Raw genomic sequence first — 20,885 nt, 5'->3', positions numbered from 1 at the left:
GATCCCGCCCGGAGCACCCGATGACCGCCCCCACCCCCGCGGTCCGCGACCATGTCCTGGCACTGACTGGCGATGAACTGCCCGCGTATGTCTACGACTTGAAGGCGCTGCGCGACCATGTGGCCGTGGTGCGGGGCGCGCTGCCCGAGCGGGTGGAGCTCTACTACGCGGCCAAGGCGAACCCCGAGCCGGACATCCTGACCGCGCTGCGCCCTTTCCTCGACGGCTACGAGATCTCCTCGGGCGGCGAACTGGCCCATGTGCACGGGGCCGTGCCCGGCTCGCCACTGGCCTTCGGCGGACCGGGCAAGACCCCCGATGAGCTCGCGCAGGCGCTGAACCTGCGGGTGGAACGCTTCCATGTGGAAAGCGTGTACGAACTCCACATGCTGGCGAGCCTCGCGGCGCGGCTCGCCCCGGGGCGGCGTATCGCGGTGCTGCCGCGCTTCAACCTGCCCGTCGACGACGATTGTCTGGAGGGCAGTTCGCTCACGATGGGCGGTCGGCCGACCCCCTTCGGCATGGACCCGAGCCAGGCCGACGAGGTGGTCCGGCTGCTCACCGACGGGACGTATCCGCAGCTCGAACTCCGCGGTGTGCACGCCCACTTGGCCAGTGGCCTGGAGGCAGAGCAGCAGCTCGCCGTCGGGGCCTCCCTCCTTCGGTGGGCCACGGCACTCGCCGAGCGCCATGGCTTCGCTCTGTCCGAACTGACCATCGGCGGCGGCATGGCCGTCGACTACACCGCCCCCGATCGCCGCTTCGACTGGGCCGCGTACGGCAAAGGTCTGGAGCTCCTCTCCGCGGCCAACCCGGGTGTCACGCTGCGCATCGAGCCGGGCCGGGCGCTCACCGCGTACTGCGGCTGGTACGCCACCGAGGTGCTGGATGTGAAGCCGAGCCACGGCGAGGAGTTCGCGGTCGTCCGCGGCGGCACGCACCATCTGCGCACCCCCGCGACCAAGGGCCACGACCAGCCGTGCACGGTGCTTCGGTCGGACGCCCCCTGGCCGCACGAATGGCCGCGGTCGGCGGCGCGGGGGGACCGGGTGACGCTGACCGGTCAGCTGTGCACCCCGAAGGACGTCCTCGCACGTCATGTGCCGGCGCCGGGGCTGCGGGCCGGTGACCGGGTGGTGTTCGGCGTCGCCGGGGCCTACGCCTGGAACATCTCCCACCACGACTTCCTGATGCACCCGCGCCCGGGCTTCCACTTCCTGCCGGGAACACGGCCGGAAACCGGGACGACAACGTACAGAGCCTGAGGAGGGTAGCGGAAGGAAGAGGGAAGCGCACACCCACTTGACAACGATGTCAGCAAGTGGTCCAGTCCCCGGTTGTCGGGGTATGCAAAAGGAGGCGGCACGGCGATGGCAAGCGGACCGACGTCCCAGGCAATTCTGACCGGTTGGCGCTCCCGGGGCGCGGATGCCGTCGCGCTGATGGCCTCTCTACTCGCCCCCGCCGCCGTCGCGGCCGCGGACACCGGGCAGGCCACCGCGAACCCCGCCCCGCAGGTGTACCCGAAGCCACGCTCGCTGAAGAACCGCCCCGAAGAGGTGCGCATCCCCTCAGCCGTGACGCTGGTGAGCGGTGCCTCGACCGACCGCTGGGCACTCGCCGCCTTACGGCAGGTCCTGCGCGACGCAGGCGTACGGACCGTCCGTCAGGTCGACGCCTGCGCCGCCGCGCCCGACGGCCGGCTCATCGTCCATGTGGGTGGGCACAGGGAGAACGCCGCGACCGCGAAGGCGCTCCACTGGCTCGGCGTCCAGGGCGCCGAGACCATGGCGGCTGAAGGCTATGTCCTCGCGGTCGGCAGGGGCCGGGACCACCGCGACCGGATCGTACTGAGCGGCGCGGACGCCGCCGGGACGTACTACGCCGCGCAGACGCTGCGTCAGTTGGTGCGGGGCCCACGGCTGCGCGGAGTGGTGATCCGCGACTGGCCCTCACTGCGCCGGCGGGGGGTGGTCGAGGGCTTCTCCGGGCCGCCGTGGTCGCATCGGCAGCGCCTCGCCGATCTCGACTGGTACGGCCGGCACAAGCTGAACTCCTACCTCTACGCGCCCAAGGACGACACGTATCTGCGGGCCGAGTGGCGAGAGCCCTGTCCGGCGGACGAGCGCGCCCGGATCGGTGAGCTGGTGCGGCGGGCCCGGGCGAACCATGTCGAGTTCGGCTGCGTCCTCTCCCCCGGCGTCTCGGTCTGCTACTCGAAGCCCTCCGATGCGGCGGCGCTGACCGCCAAGTTCGAGTCGCTGTGGGAGCTGGGGGTACGCAGCTTCGTGGTGGCCTTTGACGACGTCGACCACCAGCGGTGGAACTGCGAGGAGGACCGGGCCGCTTTCGGCACCGGCGCGGCGGCCGCCGCCGCAGCACAGGCGCACATCGTGAACGCCGTACAGGAGGCGTTCATCGAGGCGCATCCTCAGGCCGAGCCGCTGCAACTGGTCCCGACCGAATACCGGGGCAACGCCAGGACCGACTACACGCGGCGCATCGCCCAGGAGCTCCACCCCGGGGTCGTGGTCCAGTGGACCGGCACCGACGTGATCGCGCCCAGGATCACCCGGGCCGATGTCGCGGCCGCCCGCGAGGTCTTCGGCCACCCGGTCCTGCTCCGGGACAACTACCAGGTCAACGGCCATGTGCAGGGCCGGCTGCCGCTCGGCCCGTTCACCGGCCGCGAGTGCGGGCTCAGCGAGTCGGTGCTCGGCCTGACGGTCAGCCCGATGCCTCAGGCCCAGGCGTCCAAGATCTCGCTGTTCGGGGCCGCCGACTACGCCTGGAACGACAACGCGTACGACCCGGAACGGTCCTGGTCGGCGGGGCTGGACGAGCTGGCGGGCGGCGATGCGCGTACGGCCGACGCGCTGCGCACGTTCGCCCGGGTCCAGCGCTCCTCAAGGATCGATCCGCGCCCCGCTCCCGAACTCGCCGCGCAGATCGCTCAGTTCCGGCCCAGCGGCAGGGCGGCACCGCTCCACCGCGCCCTGTGTGCGACGCGGAACGCACCGGGACTGATCCGGGAACGGCTGGCGGACCCGGCGTTCCTCACCGAGACCGCGCCCTGGCTGGACGCCACCGAAGCCTGGGGACGGGCCGCCCTCACCGCGCTCGACATGCTGAGCGCCCAGCAGTTGGGCAACGACGCCGAGGCCCGGGCGGCATATGAGGCGCTGCCCGCTCTCGTTGCCCGCGCGAGGTCCTTCACCTGGACGGGGACCGATCCGCGGCGCAAGGTGCCGGTCGAACTCGACCCGGTGCTGGAGGAGTTCGTGCGGCGGGCCGTCGAGGAGAGCACGCGCCGGCACGGACTCACAACAGCGTCGGGCCGTTGACAGGTTTTGCAGAGCCATGACATCTTTCCCGGACCCAGATCCGACAACGTTGTCAACAAGGGGTGCGCGCATGCGACCGTCAGCCCGCTGGATCCGTACGAGAGCGGTGCGGCTACTGGTCGCCGCCCTGATGACCGGAGGTCTGACCGCCCCCGCGACGGCAACCGCGTTGGCCGCGCCCCCTTCGGTGGCCGACCCGGCGAGCCTGGTCAACCCCTTCGTCGGCACCCAGAACTTCGGCAACACCTTCCCCGGCGCGAGCGCGCCCTTCGGCATGGTCCAGGTCAGCCCGGACACCGGGGGCCAGGGCGGCTACGACTACCAGCAGAACAAGATCCACGGCTTCAGCCAGACCCATCTGTCCGGCGTCGGCTGCGGAGTCGCGGGCGAGCTGCCCATCATGCCGACCACCGGCGCGGTGGACCGGGTGAACCCGGACGACTACCGCTCGACGTACTCCCACGCCGACGAGAAGGCCGAACCCGGCTACTACCGGGTGAATCTGAAGACGTACGGAATCGACGCCGAGCTCACCGCGACACAGCGCACCGGCTGGCAGCGCTACACCTTCCCGTCCACCGGCGCCGCAAATGTCCTGTTCAACACCGGCAAAGCCAACCAGAAGGTGTACGACTCCGAGGTGCACGTCGTCGGCGACCGCACCGTCGAGGGCCGCGTGCACGCGGGCAACTTCTGCGCGGGGAAGGACGACCACACCGTCTACTTCTCCGCCACCTTCGACCGGCCCTTCACGGCCCATGGCACCTGGCGCGGTTCAACTCCGCAGCCGGGCAGCCGCGAGGCGTCGGGCGAGGGCGGCAACGGCGCCTGGGTGACGTTCGACGCAAGCGCCGACAAGGACGTCGTGGTGAAGGTCTCTCTGTCGTACACGGGAGTGGAGGGCGCCCGGAAGAACCTGGCGGCGGAGACGAAGGACTCGTACGACTTCGACGCGACCCGCGCCGCTCTGCACCGCACCTGGCAGGAGCAGCTCGGCTCGATCCGGATCGGCGGCGGTTCGCACGACCGGCAGAGCGCCTTCTACACCGCGCTGTACCACGCGCAGCTGCACCCCAACCTGGCCGGCGACGTGGACGGCCGCTACACCGGCTTCGACCGCAAAACCCATAGGGCCGACGGATTCACGCCGTACCAGAACCTCTCCCTGTGGGACACCTACCGCCCGCAGAACCAGCTCCTGGAGCTCCTTCAGCCAGGCGTCGCCCGCGATGTGGCGCTGTCCGTCGTCGCCATCGGCAGGGACGGCGGCTGGCTGCCCCGCTGGGCGCTCGCCAACAGCGAGACCAACATCATGACCGGCGACCCGGTGACGCCGTTCCTCGTCGAGGCCTGGTCGAAGGGTCTGCTGGCGGGGCACGAGGAGGAGGCGTACACGCTGCTACGGAAGAACGCCACCAGCACCCCGCCCGCGCAATCCCCGTACAACGGCCGCTCGGCCGTGGACTTCTACCGCGAGCGCGGCTACATCCCCTCGGGTCTCGGCCTCGGCAAGGAGTGCGCCGACAAGGGCGGCGACAACGACTGCAACCACCCGGCGTCGGCCACGATGGAGTACGCGGCGGCCGATGCCTCGCTCGCCCTGATGGCCAAGGGGCTCGGCCACCGGGCCGACGCCACGATGTTCGCCGCGCGCGGCCAGTGGTACCGCAATCTGTGGGACTCCTCCATCGGCCAGTTCCGCCCGCGTACGACACAGGGCACCTGGATGACGCCGTACTCCCCCGTCGAGGCGGGCCACCAGTTCCATGAGGGCGGCGCCTACCAGTACCAGTGGCTGGTGCCCCAGGACCCGGCCGGTCTGGTGGAGTTGATGGGTGGCAGGAAGGCCGCCGAGAAGCGGCTCGACGCATTCTTCGTCCACGACAAGCTGCTCACCGACCCCGCGGGCACCGCACGCAAGGACTGGATCTCCCAGCCCTACGACTACTACGGCAAGCCCACCTACAACCCCAACAACGAGCCCGATCTGCACGCCCCGTACATGTATCTGTGGGCGGGCGCGCCGGCGAAGACGGCGACCGTGACCCGGGCGGCGATGACACTCTTCACCAACGGCCCGGACGGCATGACAGGCAATGACGACCTGGGCACGATGTCGGCCTGGTACGTCTTCTCGTCGCTCGGTCTGTATCCGACCATGAGCGGTGCCGACTTCCTGGCGCTGTCCAGCCCGCAGTTCGAGTCGGCGACCATCCGGATCGGGCAGTACGGCCGTACGCAGGGCGGCACGCTGGACATCACGGCCCCCGGAGCGAGCGACGAGCGGCGGTACGTGCAGAGCGCGGCCCTGAACGGCAAGGACGTGCGCACCACCTGGCTGAGCCGGGGCGCGATCGCGCACGGCGGGCGGCTGGCCCACCGGCTCGGGACCGAGCCGTCGTCCTGGGGCACGGGCAGGGATGCCGAACCTCCGTCGGTCAACGGCGCTGCCGGAGCCGACCGGCGCCGACGGGTCGACGCGTCGCTGCGCACCGCCTCGGAGGCCGTACCGACCAGCGACAGCACGCAGTCCGCGCATCTGGCGGTGGACGTGCTCGCCCAGTCGCCGGGCGATGTGCGGGTGTCCGTCACGGCGAAGGCTCCCGACGGCTGGGCGGTGCGGGCCAATTCGCCGGTAACGCTCGAGTCCCGCCGTCTGCCGGTGCAGACGACGGTCCCGCTCGCGGTGACCGTGCCGGCGGGCACGCCGGTCGGCTCGTACCCGGTGCGGGTCGCCGTCGAGGCGAAGGGCGTCCCGGCGGTCGTCCGTACCGCGACCGTCGAGGTGCGGCCCGCGGTGAGCTGTGCGGACAGCGACAAGGACGGGTGCGCGGTGGATCTGGCGGGTGCCTGGAACCACGACGGGACGGCCACGAAGGAACAGTCCGGCCAGGGCAACTTCGACGGTCTCGGGTGGAGTTACGACGCCGATCTGCTGCCGAAGGCGGGGCGGGTCACCTTCAACGGCGTGTCGTACCACGCGCCCGCCCCCTCCGGAACGTCGCCGAACTTCGTGGAGGCCCGTGGCCAGGCACTGCTCCTTCCCGCCGGCGCCCGCTCCGCGCTGCACCTGGTCGCCGCCTCGCACAACGGCCCGGTGACCACCACGCTGACCGTGCGCTACACGGACGGCACCAGCGCGGATGTGCCGGTCACCATCGGCGACTGGGCCGGTTCGACGCCGTCCGGCAGCTCGGTCGTCCTCGACATGCCGCACCGCATCAAGGACGGGCAGGGTGTCGACGGCCCCTCGGTACGGCTGTTCGGCGATACGGCGGCGCTCGACAGCGCGAAGCAGGTGCGCTCGGTGGCACTGCCGGACGACCCCCGCGTCGAGTTGTTCGCGATCACGCTGACCTGACCTGGATACCCGCTCGAGTCGCGTTGCACAGGATGCAATCAGAGTTGCGTCTCTTGCCTATGTGGCAGACACAGGGCACTGTGTCTGCCACATCCGAAGCGACAGACCCACGCGCGAGGTGCACCGCATGAGCAGCAGGGCAGGACGGACGGAGACGGCATCGGCTCCCGGCACCAGCCGCCGCCGGTTCCTCGGCGCTGTCGCGGCCGCCGCGGTCGGCGCAACGGCCGTGGGCTCCGCGGCCCCGGCGAGCGCGAGCCCTACCCCGACCCCGAGCTCGAGCCCCAGTCCGAGTGCTCGGACATGCTCCCGTGGCTCGCGCTCGCTGTTCCTGGGCACGTACACCTCGGTCCCGGGTGGCGGCGCCGGGATCGGTCTCGCCACCTACGACGAGGCGACGGGGCGGATCACCGCCACCGGTACGGTCTCCGGTCTCAGTGACCCTTCCTTCCTGGCCCTCCATCCCTCGGGTCGCACCCTGTACTGCGTGAACGAACAGCAGCAGGGCGGGGTGAGTGCCGTCCGGCTCTCCCCCGACGGTCAGCACGAGGTGCTCGGCAGCCGAAGCACCGGCGGCGCGGGCCCCTGCCATCTGTCCGTGCATCCCGGCGGGCGCTGGCTGCTCAGCGCCAACTACAACTCCGGCAGTGTGGCCGTACACCCCATCGAGCCCTCCGGCGCGCTGGGCGCCCGCACGGCCCTCGTCACCCACTCCACGCCGCCCCCTGGCCCCGGCCAACAAGGGCCGCACGCCCACCAGATCATCACCAGCCCGGACGGCGGCCATGTGCTCGCCGTCGACCTGGGCACCGACACCGTCTACACCTACCGGCTCGACACCTCGCGCGGGACCCTCGCCCGGGTCTCGTACGCGAGTGTCCGCCCGGGTGCGGGACCCCGGCATCTCACGTTCCACCCCTCGGGCCGGTTCGCCTATCTGGCCAACGAGGTGGACAACACCGTCGTCGTCTGCGCCTACGAGCCCGCAACCGGCCGACTGACCCCCGGCACACCTCAGCCCACCGGCACGGGCCCGGGCACCAGTTATCCGGCCCAGCTGGTCGTCACCGGCGACGGCCGCTACGCCTTCCTCGCCAATCGCGGCCACAACAGCCTGACCCGCTACGCGATCGAGGGCGACGGGTCCCGGCTGACGCTGCTGGGCACGGTGCCCGTCGGTGGCGACTTCCCCCGGCACATCGCCCTCTCGCCCGACGAGAACCTGCTCTTCGCGGCGAACCAGCGCTCCAGCTCGGTCACGGTCTTCCACGTCGATCACGCGAGCGGTGAACTCCGTCCCGCGGGTGATCCGTTCAGCTCACCCGTCGCGGTCTGCGCACTGCCCCGGTAGCTGCCCCCGGGTTGGGGGCAGCAGGACCCGGTCAGGCCTGGGCGCGCGCCAGGCGCAAGGTGACCAGCTCGAAGGGGCGCAGCGTCAACTTCACCGCCCCGTCGGCCACTTCCGGCTCCGGCGTATCGGTCAGGGGGCGCTCCAGCAGGTCGGTCGCCGTTGCCCCGGCCGCCTCGAAACCAGGGGTGATACGGGCCCGCGCGCGGCCGCCGCGGGACTCGTAGAGCCGTACCACGACATCACCGCTCGCGTCGTCCGCCAGCTTCATCGCGCTGACGACGACCGCGTCGTTGTCGACCGCCACCAGCGGTGCCACCTCGCCCTCGCCGGGGACAAGGCGCTCCGGGAGATTGATACGGAAACCCTCGCGGACCGCGTCGCCGATCGCCGCGCCCGGCACCAGGGCATGCCGGAACCGGTGCACGCCCTGATCGGTCTCGGGGTCGGGGAAGCGCGGGGCCCGCAGCAGCGAGACGCGCAGCGTGGTGGTCGTGCCGGAGTCGGAGGCACGGACGGTCCGGGTGATGTCATGTCCGTACGTCGAGTCATTGACAAGCGCAATGCCCCAGCCGGGCTCCTCGATGTGTACGAAGCGGTGGTTGCAGGCCTCGAACTTGGCCGACTCCCAGCTGGTGTTGGTGTGCGTTGCCCGGTGGAAGTGGCCGAACTGGGTCTCCGACGCATACCGCTCGGCGTGGATGTCCAGTGGGAATGCCGCCTTGAGGAACTTCTCGGTCTCGTGCCAGTCGACCTCGGTGTCGATGTCGAGGCGCTTGGCACCCGCGGCCAGGGTCAGCAGCTGGATGACCTTCGAGTCGCCGAAGCCACGGACGACGCGCACCGCGGCGGAGCCCTCGCCCTCGATCGCGGTGACCTCGTCGGCGTCCGTCAGATCGGTGACGGTGTTGCGATAGAACTCGTCGACGTCCCAGGCGTCCCACATGTTCGGGAAGTCGGGGTGGATCTGGAGCAGGTTCGCCGCCCGGCCGGGGGCGACCGACTCCCGTTCCGCGCCGATGTCGTACACGGAGACCACCAGGCCGCGTCCGTCGATCCCGACCTGGAGCAGGCCGTTGTCGAGCACGAAACCGCCGCCCTCGCGCGCGGACAGCTGAGCCTGGCCGCCGTGGGTGGCACTCCCGGCACCGCCGGCCGCGACGCCGTGCCGCTCATGCGGCGCGGCGTTGAAGACGAGTGTCCCCGAGCCGTCACCGGCGAGCGCACGCTGGGCGGCATCGATGATGCCGGTCAGCTCATCGGCGAGCGCCGCGTACGTCTTCTCCGCCTCACGGTGCACCCAGGCGATCGACGAGCCGGGCAGGATGTCGTGGAACTGGTGCAGCAGGACGGTCTTCCAGATCCGGTCCAACTGCTCGTACGGATAAGCAAATCCGCTCCGCACGGCCGCGGTCGCCGCCCACAGCTCGGCCTCGCGAAGCAGGTGCTCGCTCCTGCGGTTGCCCTGCTTGGTCCTGGCCTGGCTGGTGAGTGTCGCGCGGTGCAGCTCCAGATAGAGCTCGCCGACCCACACCGGCGGGTTCACGTACTCCGCCTCGGCCTTGGCGAAGAAGTCGGCGGGCGTCTCCCAACGGACGGTCGCGGAGCCTTCGAGACTGCGCATCCGGGCGGCCTTGCCGACCATCTCACGGGTGGTGCCGCCGCCCCCGTCGCCCCAGCCGGTGGGCGCCAGGGAGTGCTTGGCCACGCCCTTGTCCTTGAAGTTCTTCGCCGCGTGGGCGATCTCGCTGCCCTTCATCGAGCAGTTGTAGGTGTCGACGGGCGGGAAGTGGGTGAAGATCCGGGTGCCGTCGATGCCTTCCCACTGGAAGGTGTGGTGCGGGAACTTGTTGGTCTGGCTCCAGGAGATCTTCTGGGTCAGCAGCCACTTGGCGCCGGCGGCCTTGATGATCTGCGGCAGCCCGGCGGCGAAGCCGAAGGTGTCGGGCAGCCATGCCTCGTCGTTCTCGACGCCGAACTCGTCGATGAAGAAGCGCTTTCCGTGCACGAACTGCCGGGCCATCGCCTCCGACCCCGGCATGTTGGTGTCGGACTCGACCCACATGCCGCCGGCGGGCACGAACCGCCCTTCCGTCACCGCCTTTTTGACCTTGGCGTAGACCTCGGGCCGGTGCTCCTTGATCCAGGCGAACTGCTGCGCCTGCGACATGGTGTAGATGAAGTCCGGCTCGTCCGCCAGCAGGGCGGTCATGTTCGCCGTCGTACGGGCGACCTTGCGGACCGTCTCCCGCAGCGGCCACAGCCACGCGGAGTCGATATGGGCGTGGCCGATCGCGCTGATCCGGTGCGCCGTGGGCTGAGCGGGTGTGGCGAGGACTTCTTCGAGGCATGAACGCGCTGCGGCTGCGGTGCCGTTCACATCCTGAAGGTCGATCGCGTCGAGCGCGCGCCCCACCGCGCGCAGGATGTCCCAGCGCCGTGCGCCGTCCACGGGCAGCTCATGCATCAGCTCGCCGAGCACCTCGAGGTCGAGCACCAGCTGCCACACGGTCTCGTCGAAAACGGCGAGATCCATCCTGGTCAGCCGGTACTGCGGCGCGCTGCCCGCGGTGTCCTTGTCGCCGAGCTGCGTCGGCAGGAAGGGGTGGTAGTCGAGGATGACCGGGTTGGACGCCGCCTCGATATGCAGCCGCACCTCTTCCCCGCCCGCGACGGGCGCGCCGATGCGCACCCACTGGTTGCGCGGGTTGAGGCCCTTCACGGGTGTGCCGTCGGGGCGGTAGACGAGGCCCTCGCACTGGAAGCCGGGCATGTTCTCGTCGAAGCCGAGGTCGAGGAGGGCCTCCACGGTCTTCCCGGCCCACTCGGCCGGCACGGTGCCGGTGACGGAGAACCAGCTCGTTCCCCACGGAGCGCCCCACATGTCGCCGACCGCAATCGGCCCGGGTGAGGCGGCGAGACCTTCGGCGACCGGGACGGGCTCGCCCGGCGCGTTCCAGACGGCCACCTGAAGCGGGGCGGATTCGGGGTACACGGCGGGACGGATGCGCTCGTCGAGGACGCGCCTCAGGCGGGCTTCGACGAGGCTGCGGTCGTCATGCATGCGGGGCTGCTCCGTGGGTTTCGGTGGTGGTTACCAGGGGTGAACGGCGGTCGCGGGGATGGATGCGGTGTAGAGCTCCCCTGTTGCGCGCAGTTCGAACCGCGCCGACCGCTCGCCCTGCTCGGGGGTGAGGCCGGGTACGAAGTAGGCACGCTGGCAGGTTGCGCCGAGGAAGCGCCGTGTCCCGTTCGGCAGGAGCCGGTGCAGTGTGTAGTGCCGTACGGCCCCGGGGGCGCCCTGCCAGCTGAACCGCAGGTCGCCGCCCGTGACGGCGGTGATCCGCAGCTCGGCCGGGGCGGCGGGGCTCTGGGCGGCCTTGTCGCGCACGGCCAGGGCCCCGAGCCGCCATTTCACGGGTCCGCTGCTCGCCGTGAGGCGGACGCCGAGGGCGCTCACGGTCCCGGACAGGCCGGTCAGCCGCACGGCCTGGGTGGTCCAGCCGCTGCCCGGGCCCAGGGTGCCCACCGGGAGGTAGGTGTACGGCGGGGGCACACCCGGCCCCGAGGGCTCGGCCACGGCGACGGCCAGTTCTACGGTGACCCGGCCGGAGTCGGCGCGGTGGGTGAGCTCGACGACCGTGTCAGCGGTGAGTGGCAGCCGGGTCGCATACAGATCGACCGCGGTGGGCGCGTTGAGCGGGCCGTCGACGAGGAGGCTGCTGCCGCCGTGCCAGGCATCGGCGAAGTCGTAGGCGACCAAGGGGCGTTGGCCGTTCGTGCGTACGACCCACTGGCGGGAGGGGAGGCGGTCCTGGACGCCGAGATGGTTCCACTGGGCGTCCGACGTCACCTTGCCGCACTCGTACCAGCGCAGTCCGTGGCCGGTGTTGAAGACGGTCGCGAACGGCACGGTGTCCACGGTCGAGCGGTCGGCGACGGCCAGCGCCGGGGCCCGCCAGGTGTCGCCGGGGGTGGGCCGCGACGGGTCGAGCGACTGCCCGCTCCAGAACCGGTCGTCGGCGGCGTGGAACTGGGCCGGGGTGCGGCCGGCGGGCAGGTGGTTGCGGGTCCATTCGGGCCGGTAGAAGCCGAGCGAGACGATGTCCGCGGTGCTCTCGGGGATGATGGCGTCCCAGTCCACCGATCTGTTCCAGCCGTTCGCCTCGACGTCGACGCCTGCCCACAATGCGTAGCGGCTGCGGCCGAGTTGCTGCGCGACCTGCGCGGACGACGCCAGGCTGGACCGCGACCAGCGGAAGTCGACGAACATGGAGTCGGCGGCCTGGAAGAACGCTTTGTTCCGGTCGTTCAGCGCACCCTGCCAGCTCACCGAACCGTTCACGGTCATCGAGTCGTACCAGCAGACGCGAAGCCCCTTCGGGGTGCCCAGGGACTTCAGCTCCTTGACGAAGCCGAGCATGTCGGCCGCGAGTGCGCTGTTGCCGCCCCCGGTCTCCGCGTTGATGAACCAGCCGTCGAAGCCGTACGCCGAAGCGAGCGCGACGAGCCGTTCGGCGAGCGGGAATCTGCCGAAGGAGTCCTTCTGGACCAGATCGCGGGTCCAGCGCAGATCGCCGCCATAGGCGACGGGCGGCAGGAAGACATTGCCGAGGACGGGCACACCGTGGCGGTGTGCGGCGTCCACAATCGGCGCGTTGGGCGCGAGGATCAGGCCCTCCCCGGACGAACCGCCCCAGAAGACCAGCTCGTCGAGGTACGACCAGTGGGTCAGGGCGTAGTAGTCGGCGGTGGCAGCGCCCTGGGAGGGGTTGCCGGCGGTGGGCCCGAAGGAGACGAGGGACTGGATGCGGGCCTGACCGCTGCGGGCGGTGGTGTTGACCGGCGTCGGCGTGAAGCGCTTGGCGAGCGGCACGGCCGACGTGTTGAAGGCCAGGTCCGTGTCGTCCTCGGCGCGCCAGCTCTTGAGGCTGCGCCAGGTGATGCCCGGTCCCGGCGTGCCGGAGGGGAACGAGTCGGGGTACCAGTAGGAGGCGTACGGCGCGCCGGTGGCGGCCTTTGTCGCGGCGGACGCGGTGCCGGGCAGGAGAGCCGGGGTGACGGCTGTGGCGGCGGCTGCGGTGAGGAAGCCGCGTCGGCTGAGGTGGGGGGTCATGTGCGCTCCGTTTCTTGACTGGGGCCGCGCCTCAATCGCCGGATCAAGCCCGTCCGGGGGTCCCCCCGGACGAAGTCTGGGGGGAGATTGAGGACACGCCCGAAGGGCGTACTGGGGCGCCCCCACGCCCGCAGGGCGTAGGGGAGGCTCTGGGGGGGCTTGCCCCGGGTCAAAGCTCATGCGCCGACCTGGTCCGGCGTGACCACTTCGGCGATGCCTCGATCAGCAAGGTGCTCCTTGTCCTCGGCGCGGCCCGCGAGCACCGCGGTGGGCCGGACACCCTCCGCCGTCAGCCGCGCGAAGGCCTCGAAGAAGGCGCCCCCGGGCGCGCACGTGGATCGCTGGGGAGCCGTCTCGTCGTCACCGGTGTCGACGACGAGCGCGGTGGTGCGTGGCGCGGGACGGTGTTCCTTCCCCCGCCATTCCGCGACGATGCGCGCGATCGAAAGACCGGCCGGTTTGGGCTGCCGGTCGTTGGTCAACAGGCCGAGGCTGTACTCAAGTTCGGGGAAGTCGGCGAGCGAGCGCGACACGTCGTGGGAGCACCACCAGGTGACACCCCACAGGTCCGGGCAGTCCAGCGCGTTCGCCACGGTCGCCTCGGTGAACTCGGCCGCGTGCTCGGCCGGGACGAGCGGTGCGGGTGCACCGACCTCCTGCAGCCACACCGGCCGGTGCGGGTCGAGCGCCCACGCCTTGGACAGCTCGATCAGATACGCCGCGTGGTGCTCGGTCGCCACTCCCCCGCGCCCGTGCCGCTGCGCGGTGCCGTTGAAGACCCAGGAGTGCACCGCCGTCGCCGCACCGATGCGGGCCGCGTGCGCGGGGGTGAAGGGCTGGTTGTCCTGGTACCAGGCCGCGTCGTACTCGGCGTGCACATGCATCCTGCCGGGCGCGCCCTCCTCACACGCGTCGAGCAGCCGCCGCAACCAACTACCCGCCTGATCAGGGGTGATGCGGTCGGGGTCGGGGTGCGGCCCGCTCGCGAACTGGTTGACCTCGTTGCCGATGGTCATGCCGATGAAGTTCGGCCGGTCGGCGAGCGCGGTCGCGAGGGTACGCAGATACTCGGCCTGCCCCGCCACGACGTCCGGATCGGTGAAGATATTGCGTCGGTGCCAGGTCTGTGTCCATGCGGGCAGGAAGTCGAAGCTCGACAAGTGCCCCTGCAGTCCGTCCACATTGACGTCGAGGCCGCGTTCGGCGGCGGCGTCGGCGAGCCGCACGAGCTGTTCGACGGCGCGTGGACGGATGAAGGTGCGGTTGGGCTGGAAGAGCGGCCAGAGCGGAAAGACCCGGATGTGGTCCAGGCCGAGGCCGGCGATCGAGTCCAGGTCGGCGCGTACGGCATCGAGGTCGAAGTCCAGCCAGTGGTGGAACCAGCCCTGGCTGGGGGTGTAGTTGGCGCCGAAGCGCGGCGTGGAGGAGCTCATTCGCAAAGGGGTGTCCTGGTTCGTGGGTGCGGTGGCGGCCGGGATCAGCCCTTGACGGCGCCCTCCCCGACGCCACGGAAGAAGAAGCGCTGCAGGCAGGCGAAGAGCACGATGAGCGGCAGTACGGCGATGATCGTGCCGGCGGCGACGAGTCGTTCGTCGTTGGCGAAGGTGCCGTGCAAATAGTTCAGGCCGATGGTCAGGGTGAAGTTCTCCGGGTCGCTCAGCACGATCAGTGGCCACAGGAAGTCGTCCCAGGCGCCCATGAAGGCGAAGATCGCGACCACGGCCAAAGTGCCCTTGACCGAGGGGAGGGCGATGCGCAGGAACCGCTGCCAGGCGTTGGCTCCGTCGACGAACGCCGCCTCCTCCACTTCGTAGGGAAGATTGAGGAAGGCGTTGCGCATCAGCAGCACGTTCATCGCGGCGATGCAGCCGGGCAGCAGCACGGCGACCAGGGTGTTGTTGAGGCCGAGGTCCCGCATGGTGGTGAACTGGGCGATGATGATGCCCTCGACGGGGACGAGCATCGCGAGGATGAACGCCAGCGTTGCGGCCCGGCGGCCCCGGTAGCGCAGCCGGGCGAGTGCGTAGCCGGCCAGCGAGGCACCGACGCAGTTGGTCAGCACATTGGCGGAGGCGACCTTGAGGGAGTTCAGCGCGTAGTCCCAGACCGGGATGGTGTGGGCGACCCGCGTGTAGTTGTCGAGGGTCGGCTCGCCCGGCAGGAACGTCGGCGGGGAGCTGAAGATGTCCTCGTGCGGCCCCTTGAGCGAAGTGGACAGCTGCCACAGGAAGGGCCCGACGGTCAGTGCGAGGACGGCGAGCAGAGCCGCGTAACGGAGTACGAGCTGCGGGGCGGGGACGCGCCTGCCCTCGGCGTCCCTGATCGTGAGGGTCTTCACGCGTCCTCCTTGCGGTCGGCGCGCAGCACCAGCAGCATCAGCGCGACGGTGACGACGAAGACGACGACGGAGATGGCGGAGGCGTAGCCGACGCGGCCGGTCAGTCCCGTGCCGACACGCTGGACGAGCATCACGAGCGTGGTGTCCTCGCCCGCCGGACCGCCGCTGGGTCCCGCCATCAGATAGACCTCGGAGAACACCTTGAAGGCGGCGACCGAGGAGAGCGCGCCGACGAGGACCATGGTGGAGCGGACCGCGGGAACGGTGACGGTGAAGAAGCGGCGTACCGGTCCGGCGCCGTCGACCGCCGCGGCCTCGTGCAGCTCGCGCGGGACATTCGTCAGCGCGGCCAGATAAATGATCATGTAGTAGCCGAGGCCCTTCCAGACCGTGACCGCCATGGCGCTGCCGAGCAGCAGCCACTGGTCGCTGAGGAAGCCGACCTTGCCGACACCCACCGCCTCCAGAAGGGAGTTGATCAGCCCTCGGTCGTCGAGCATCCACACCCAGATCAGGCCGACCACGACGACGGAGGCGACGACCGGGGTGTAGAAGGCCGAGCGGAAGAAGGTGATGCCGGGGAGGTGACGCTGTACGAGCATCGCCAGCAGCAGCGGCAGAAGTACCAGGGCGGGGACGACGCCGAGGACGTAGAGGGTGCTGTTGCGCAGCCCGGTCCAGAACATCTCGTCGTGGATCAGTTCCTCGAAGTTGGCCAGGCCCACGTACTGGCCGGGGACCAGGGTCCGCCGGTCGGTGAAGGCGTTGACCAGGGTGCTGAGGAACGGATACAGGCTGAACACGCCGACGATCAGGAGACCGGGCGCCGCGAACAGCCAGGGGCTCGTCGGCAGATGGCGCCTGATCCCGCGGGCGGGCCGGCCGACGCCGGAGCCGGGGCTCCGGGCGGCCGGGCCCGCCGTGGTGAGATCCGACGAGATCGCCCGTGAGGCGGTGGGGGTTTTCATCGGGGACTCGGCTCAGCTCTGCTGCAGCAGCCGGTCACAGGCTTTGACAGCGTTGTCAAGCGCTTCCTTGGGGCTCTCCTTGCCCTGCAGCGCCTTGGCCACCTCATTGCGCAGTTCGGTCTTCATCTGCTCGCTGAACAGCACCGGCGTGTAATTGACCGCGTTCTTCAGCGACTTGGCGGCGGCGATGCGCACCCGGGTCTCGTCGGTGCCGTCCTCCTTGGTGAAGTACGGGTCGTCGAGGGAGCCGGCGGTGCTCGGGAAGATGGCGACCTTCTTGGCGAACTCCATCTGGCGCGTCGCGTCGGTCACGAAGTGGGCGAAGGCGACCGCGGCGGGCTTCTGCTTGGCCTTGGTGTTCACCATCACGCCCATGACATACATATTGGCGTGGCCGGTGCTGCTGATCTGGTCCGTGATGCCGATGTTCTTGTAGAGACTCGGCGCCTGCTTCTTGAAGTTGCCGAGGTCGAGGGCGCTGCCCGGGTTCATCGCGACGGCCTCGGTGAGGAACTTCTTGCCGGAGGACTCGGGGGTGGCGGTGAGCGCCTGCGGGTCGAGCGCCTTGGCGTCGTACAACTCCTTGTAGTGGGTGAGGAGTTCGACGCCCTTGGCATCGTTGAAGGCGAAGCCGGTGCCTTCCTTGTTCATCAGCTCGACGCCGTAGCGGCCGAAGTCCTCGATGGTGGGGACGTTCGCGAGGGTCGCGATCTCGCCCTTGGACTCCTTGGCCATCTTCAGCCCGGAGGCGAAGACCTCGTCGTACGTCTTCGGGGGCTGCTGGGCATCCAGGCCCGCCTCCTTGAAGAGCCGCTTGTTGTAGAACAGCGGGCCGGTGTTGAGGTACCAGGGGAAGGCGTACGTACCCTGCATGCCCGGTATCCGATGGCTCGCCCAGGCGCCCGGCAGATACTCCTTCTTGTACTTCTCGGCCGCCTTGTCGAGGTCGACGGCGAGACCGGCCTTGGCAAGGGGGGCCACCAGGTCCGGGGAGACATTGACGACGTCGGGCAGGGTGCCGCCCGCGGCGTCGGCGCTGATCTTGTCGGCGTAACCCTCGGCGGGCCGGTCGACCCACTTCACGTCGGTGCCGGGGTACTGCTTCTCGAAGGCCGCGATCAGTGAGTTGAAGTAGTCCTTGAAGTTGGCCTGCAGGTTCCAGGTCTGGAAGGTGATCTTGCCTTCGACCTTGCCGGAGGCGTCGGAAGCGCCTGAGTCGGATCCGCCGCCGCAGGCGCTGAGCGGCAGGACGGTGGCGATGGCGGCGGCAGCGGCGACTGCCCTGCGGGGGATGCGCACGGTGAACGGCTCCTTTGCTCGGACCAGACGTGCAGACCTTGCAAGTGAACCCGCAGGGAAGTCAATACATTCGCTGCAACTAATGCGATTGAGCAAGCATTAGTGCAGGTAGAAGGCTTACTGGCGACCACTTGCCGTGATCGACTAATGCGCTTTAGAGTGCAGGAGCTCAAGCGCATTAGTAAGCAGGTTGAAAGGGGCACGAGTGAGTGCCGACAGCCCGTCCGGCAAGGACGCATCGCCGGCCAGGCGCGCCCCGGCGCGCCGCCCGACGATGAAGGACATCGCCCGGCGCGCCGGTGTGTCGGAGAGCGCCGTGTCCTTCGCGCTCAACGACCGCCCCGGTGTCTCGGAGATCACCCGCGACCGGATCCGCCGCGTCGCCGAACAGCTGGGCTGGCGGCCGAGCACGGCTGCCCGCGCACTGTCCGGCGAGGGCTCGGCAACCGTCGGCCTGGTGCTGGCGCGACCGGCCGCGACGCTGGGTGTGGACTCGTTCTTCCTGCAGTTGATCTCCGGCATCCAGGAGGTCCTGGCCGAGCGTCAACTGGGCCTGCTCTTCCAGGTGGTGGAGGATGTGACGGCCGAGTGCGCGGCCTACCGCCGCTGGTGGGCAGAACACCGGGTCGACGGGGTCCTGGTGGTCGACCCCCGCACTCACGACCCGCGCCCCGACCTCCTGGACGAACTCGGTCTCCCCGGCGTCGTCATCGGCGGGCTGCCCGCCGCCCACGCCAACCTCTCCCAGGTGCGCGCCGACGACACAGCGGCGATGGCCTCCATCGTCGGCCGGCTGTACGAACTGGGCCACCGGCGCATCGTGCACATCGCGGGCCTGTCCGCGCTGGCCCACACCGACCGGCGCATCCGCTCTCTGCGCGCCGAGGCCGACCGGCGCGGTCTGACCGAGGTCCACTCGCTCACGACGGACTACTCCGACACGGAGGGAGCGGCGGTCACCCGCCGGGTGCTCCGCGGGGATGCGGCGCCCACCGCGCTGATCTACGACAACGATGTGATGGCCGCGGCAGGAGCAACGGTCACAGCGGGCCTCGGCCTCAGCGTTCCCGGCGACGTCTCGATCGTCTCCTTCGAGGACTCGGTCCTGTGCCGCATGGTCCACCCCTGGCTGACGGCGCTCTCCCGCGACACGGTGGCATTCGGCCGGATCGCCGCGCAGGAGCTGACGGCTCTCCTGGACGGCGGCGCGGCCAGGTCCGTACAGGTCCCGCTGCCCCAGCTGATCGAGCGGGAGAGCACGGCCCCGGCCCGGGACCTTACGGCCCAGTAGCCCTGGCTCGGACACCAGCGAGCGGGCCATCACTCCACAGCCGCTGTCGGGGCGGTTGTTGGGGTGGCCGAGCCGCCGCACAAAAGTGTTCCCGCTCACTCCTTGTGCTGCGTTCAGCAACTCACCATGCTGCTAGGCCAGAGATCACCGGCCCGACGACGCGTCGCGATTGGACGCGGCGTCCTTCACGAGTACACAAACGCCGCCTGCCAGCACCGATGAGGTTCTCGGCACGTACGGGCCACCGTTGTCCGCGCCAAGGGAGAACTAGATGGAGCTGCAGACCATACCCATCATGCTCGTGTTCGGGATCTTCATGATCGCGATGATCTGTATAGGGATCGCTGTTTACCAGGAGACCCAGACCTTCACCGACTTCGCCCTCGGCGGACGTCGCCTCAGCGCCGTGGTGGCCGCCCTGTCCGCAGAAGCCAGCGACATGTCGGGCTGGCTGTTCCTGGGCCTGCCCGGTGCGGTGTACGCGGCAGGAATCGGCGCCACGTGGATCGCCGTCGGCCTCATCATCGGCACGTACCTCAACTGGCGGTTCGTCGCACCGCGTCTGCGCACCTACACCGAGCTGGCCAACAACTCGGTGACCCTGCCCGCGTATCTGGAAGAGCGCTTCGAGGACCGCAGCAGAATGCTTCGCATCATCACGGCGACCGTCATCGTCGTGTTCTTCACCGTCTACGTGGCCAGCGGCCTCGTCGCGGGCGGTCTGCTGTTCGACCAAATCTTCCGCGTCGGCTTCCAATTCGGGGTCACCGTGTTTGCCGTGGTGATCGTCATCTACTCCGTCCTCGGCGGTTTTCGCGCCATGTGCATGTCGCACTCGGTGCAGGGCACGCTCATGCTCCTCGCGGCGTGCGCCCTGCCCCTGATCGGTCTCTGGCAGCTCGGGGGCTTCGGGGCGCTGCATGACGCGCTCGCCGACAAGGCCCCGGCACTGCTCGACATGGGGACGGAGGCAAGCCTCGCCGACCGCCGGTGGACCGCCGGCGAGCCCCTCGGTGCCATCGCGGTGATCTCAATGCTCGCGTGGGGGCTCGGGTACTTCGGACAGCCACACATCCTGGCCCGCTTCATGGGCATCCGCAGCACACACGACATCCCCCTGGCCCGGCGTATCGGCGTGAGCTGGGTGGTCGTCGTTCTGACGGGCGCCAGCCTCGTGGGGCTCCTCGGGATCGCCCTGATCCATCCGACCCTCACCGAACCGGAGACGGTCTTCATCGTGCTGTCCTCGCAATTGGCCAACCCATGGTTCACAGGCGTTCTGCTCGTGGCCGTGCTGGCCGCGATCAAATCCACCGCAGACAGCCAGTTGCTGGTGGCAGCAACTTCCCTCACCGAGGACTTCTTCCATGCGTTCCTCAACCGGCGGGCCTCGGACACGGTATTGCTCTTGACAGTCCGCGCGACCGTGATCGGTGTGGCACTGGTCGCCTACCTGATCGCCCTCAGCGGCGGCGCGGTGCTGGACATCGTCGCCTATGCCTGGGCGGGCTTCGGTGCCGCAATCGGCCCGGTGCTCCTGCTGTCGCTCTACTGGCCGCGTATGACGAAGGCCGGGGCGACGGCCGGCATCGTGACGGGTGCGCTCACTGTCGTCCTGTGGGAGGACATCGACCCGCTCCTCGGCCCGTTCCAGACCGGCGTGTACGCGATGGTGCCTGGGGTGCTCGCCGCCACAGCCGCCGCGCTGTTCTTCGGCACCTTCGTCGGCCGCCCCCCGATGCGCTCCTGGGTCGGCGCGATGGAGAAGAGGACACCCGCGCGAGGGCGGGTTCACCGCGGGTGACCGGCCGGAGCGGGTG

Annotated in this window: 12 protein-coding genes; 6 read left to right on the top strand and 6 right to left on the bottom strand. The window is 69.8% G+C overall.

Annotated features, from left to right (window positions below; genetic code table 11):
- The first annotated feature begins 20 nt into the window (after positions 1-20).
- The 4 genes from OG729_RS35460 to OG729_RS35445 all read left to right on the top strand — a co-directional run bounded on the left by OG729_RS35460 (position 21) and on the right by OG729_RS35445 (position 8,056).
- Positions 21-1,265 carry a type III PLP-dependent enzyme gene (locus tag OG729_RS35460; protein ID WP_405810058.1) on the top strand — a complete coding sequence of 415 codons (1,245 nt, stop codon included), beginning with the start codon at positions 21-23 and terminating at the stop codon, positions 1,263-1,265.
- A gap of 105 nt (positions 1,266-1,370) precedes the next feature.
- Positions 1,371-3,344: a beta-N-acetylglucosaminidase domain-containing protein gene (locus tag OG729_RS35455; protein WP_405810056.1), complete on the top strand. Its 1,974-nt coding sequence runs from the start codon at positions 1,371-1,373 to the stop codon at positions 3,342-3,344.
- 70 nt (positions 3,345-3,414) lie between these two features.
- Positions 3,415-6,705, top strand: coding sequence for a GH92 family glycosyl hydrolase (locus tag OG729_RS35450; RefSeq protein ID WP_405810054.1), 3,291 nt, complete (start codon positions 3,415-3,417; stop codon positions 6,703-6,705).
- Between the two features lie 127 nt (positions 6,706-6,832).
- Positions 6,833-8,056, top strand: a complete 1,224-nt coding sequence (locus tag OG729_RS35445; RefSeq protein ID WP_405810053.1) for a lactonase family protein — start codon at positions 6,833-6,835, stop codon at positions 8,054-8,056.
- Between the two features lie 31 nt (positions 8,057-8,087).
- Here OG729_RS35445 and OG729_RS35440 read toward each other — a convergent pair whose 3' ends face one another.
- The 6 genes from OG729_RS35440 to OG729_RS35415 all read right to left on the bottom strand — a co-directional run bounded on the left by OG729_RS35440 (position 8,088) and on the right by OG729_RS35415 (position 17,774).
- Positions 8,088-11,117 (bottom strand): alpha-mannosidase, encoded by a 3,030-nt coding sequence (locus tag OG729_RS35440; protein WP_405810052.1) that lies wholly within the window; start codon positions 11,115-11,117, stop codon positions 8,088-8,090.
- Between the two features lie 30 nt (positions 11,118-11,147).
- Positions 11,148-13,169 carry an endo-beta-N-acetylglucosaminidase gene (locus OG729_RS35435; RefSeq protein WP_405810050.1) on the bottom strand — a complete coding sequence of 674 codons (2,022 nt, stop codon included), beginning with the start codon at positions 13,167-13,169 and terminating at the stop codon, positions 11,148-11,150.
- A 176-nt stretch (positions 13,170-13,345) separates the two neighbouring features.
- Positions 13,346-14,602 carry a glycosyl hydrolase gene (locus OG729_RS35430; RefSeq protein ID WP_405810049.1) on the bottom strand — a complete coding sequence of 419 codons (1,257 nt, stop codon included), beginning with the start codon at positions 14,600-14,602 and terminating at the stop codon, positions 13,346-13,348.
- Between the two features lie 44 nt (positions 14,603-14,646).
- Positions 14,647-15,507, bottom strand: a complete 861-nt coding sequence (locus tag OG729_RS35425; RefSeq protein ID WP_360877793.1) for a carbohydrate ABC transporter permease — start codon at positions 15,505-15,507, stop codon at positions 14,647-14,649.
- Positions 15,504-16,475: a carbohydrate ABC transporter permease gene (locus OG729_RS35420; RefSeq protein ID WP_405810047.1), complete on the bottom strand. Its 972-nt coding sequence runs from the start codon at positions 16,473-16,475 to the stop codon at positions 15,504-15,506. The genes OG729_RS35425 and OG729_RS35420 overlap by 4 nt, the downstream gene beginning before the upstream one ends.
- Before the next feature lie 12 nt (positions 16,476-16,487).
- A complete protein-coding gene (locus tag OG729_RS35415) occupies positions 16,488-17,774 on the bottom strand; it encodes an ABC transporter substrate-binding protein (protein WP_405810046.1) in 1,287 nt (428 codons plus the stop codon).
- A gap of 274 nt (positions 17,775-18,048) precedes the next feature.
- Here OG729_RS35415 and OG729_RS35410 point away from each other — a divergent pair, with 274 nt between their 5' ends.
- The gene (locus OG729_RS35410; protein WP_360877975.1) at positions 18,049-19,065 is read left to right on the top strand and encodes a LacI family DNA-binding transcriptional regulator; all 1,017 of its coding nucleotides are present in this window, start codon (positions 18,049-18,051) and stop codon (positions 19,063-19,065) included.
- A gap of 271 nt (positions 19,066-19,336) precedes the next feature.
- Positions 19,337-20,869, top strand: a complete 1,533-nt coding sequence (gene putP, locus OG729_RS35405; protein WP_405810044.1) for a sodium/proline symporter PutP — start codon at positions 19,337-19,339, stop codon at positions 20,867-20,869.
- The last annotated feature ends 16 nt before the right edge of the window (positions 20,870-20,885 follow it).

Source organism: Streptomyces sp. NBC_00210, from assembly GCF_045160975.1.
GTDB lineage: Bacteria > Actinomycetota > Actinomycetes > Streptomycetales > Streptomycetaceae > Streptomyces.
Note: the sequence above shows the minus strand (reverse complement) of the source record. Positions and strands in the feature narration are given on the sequence as shown.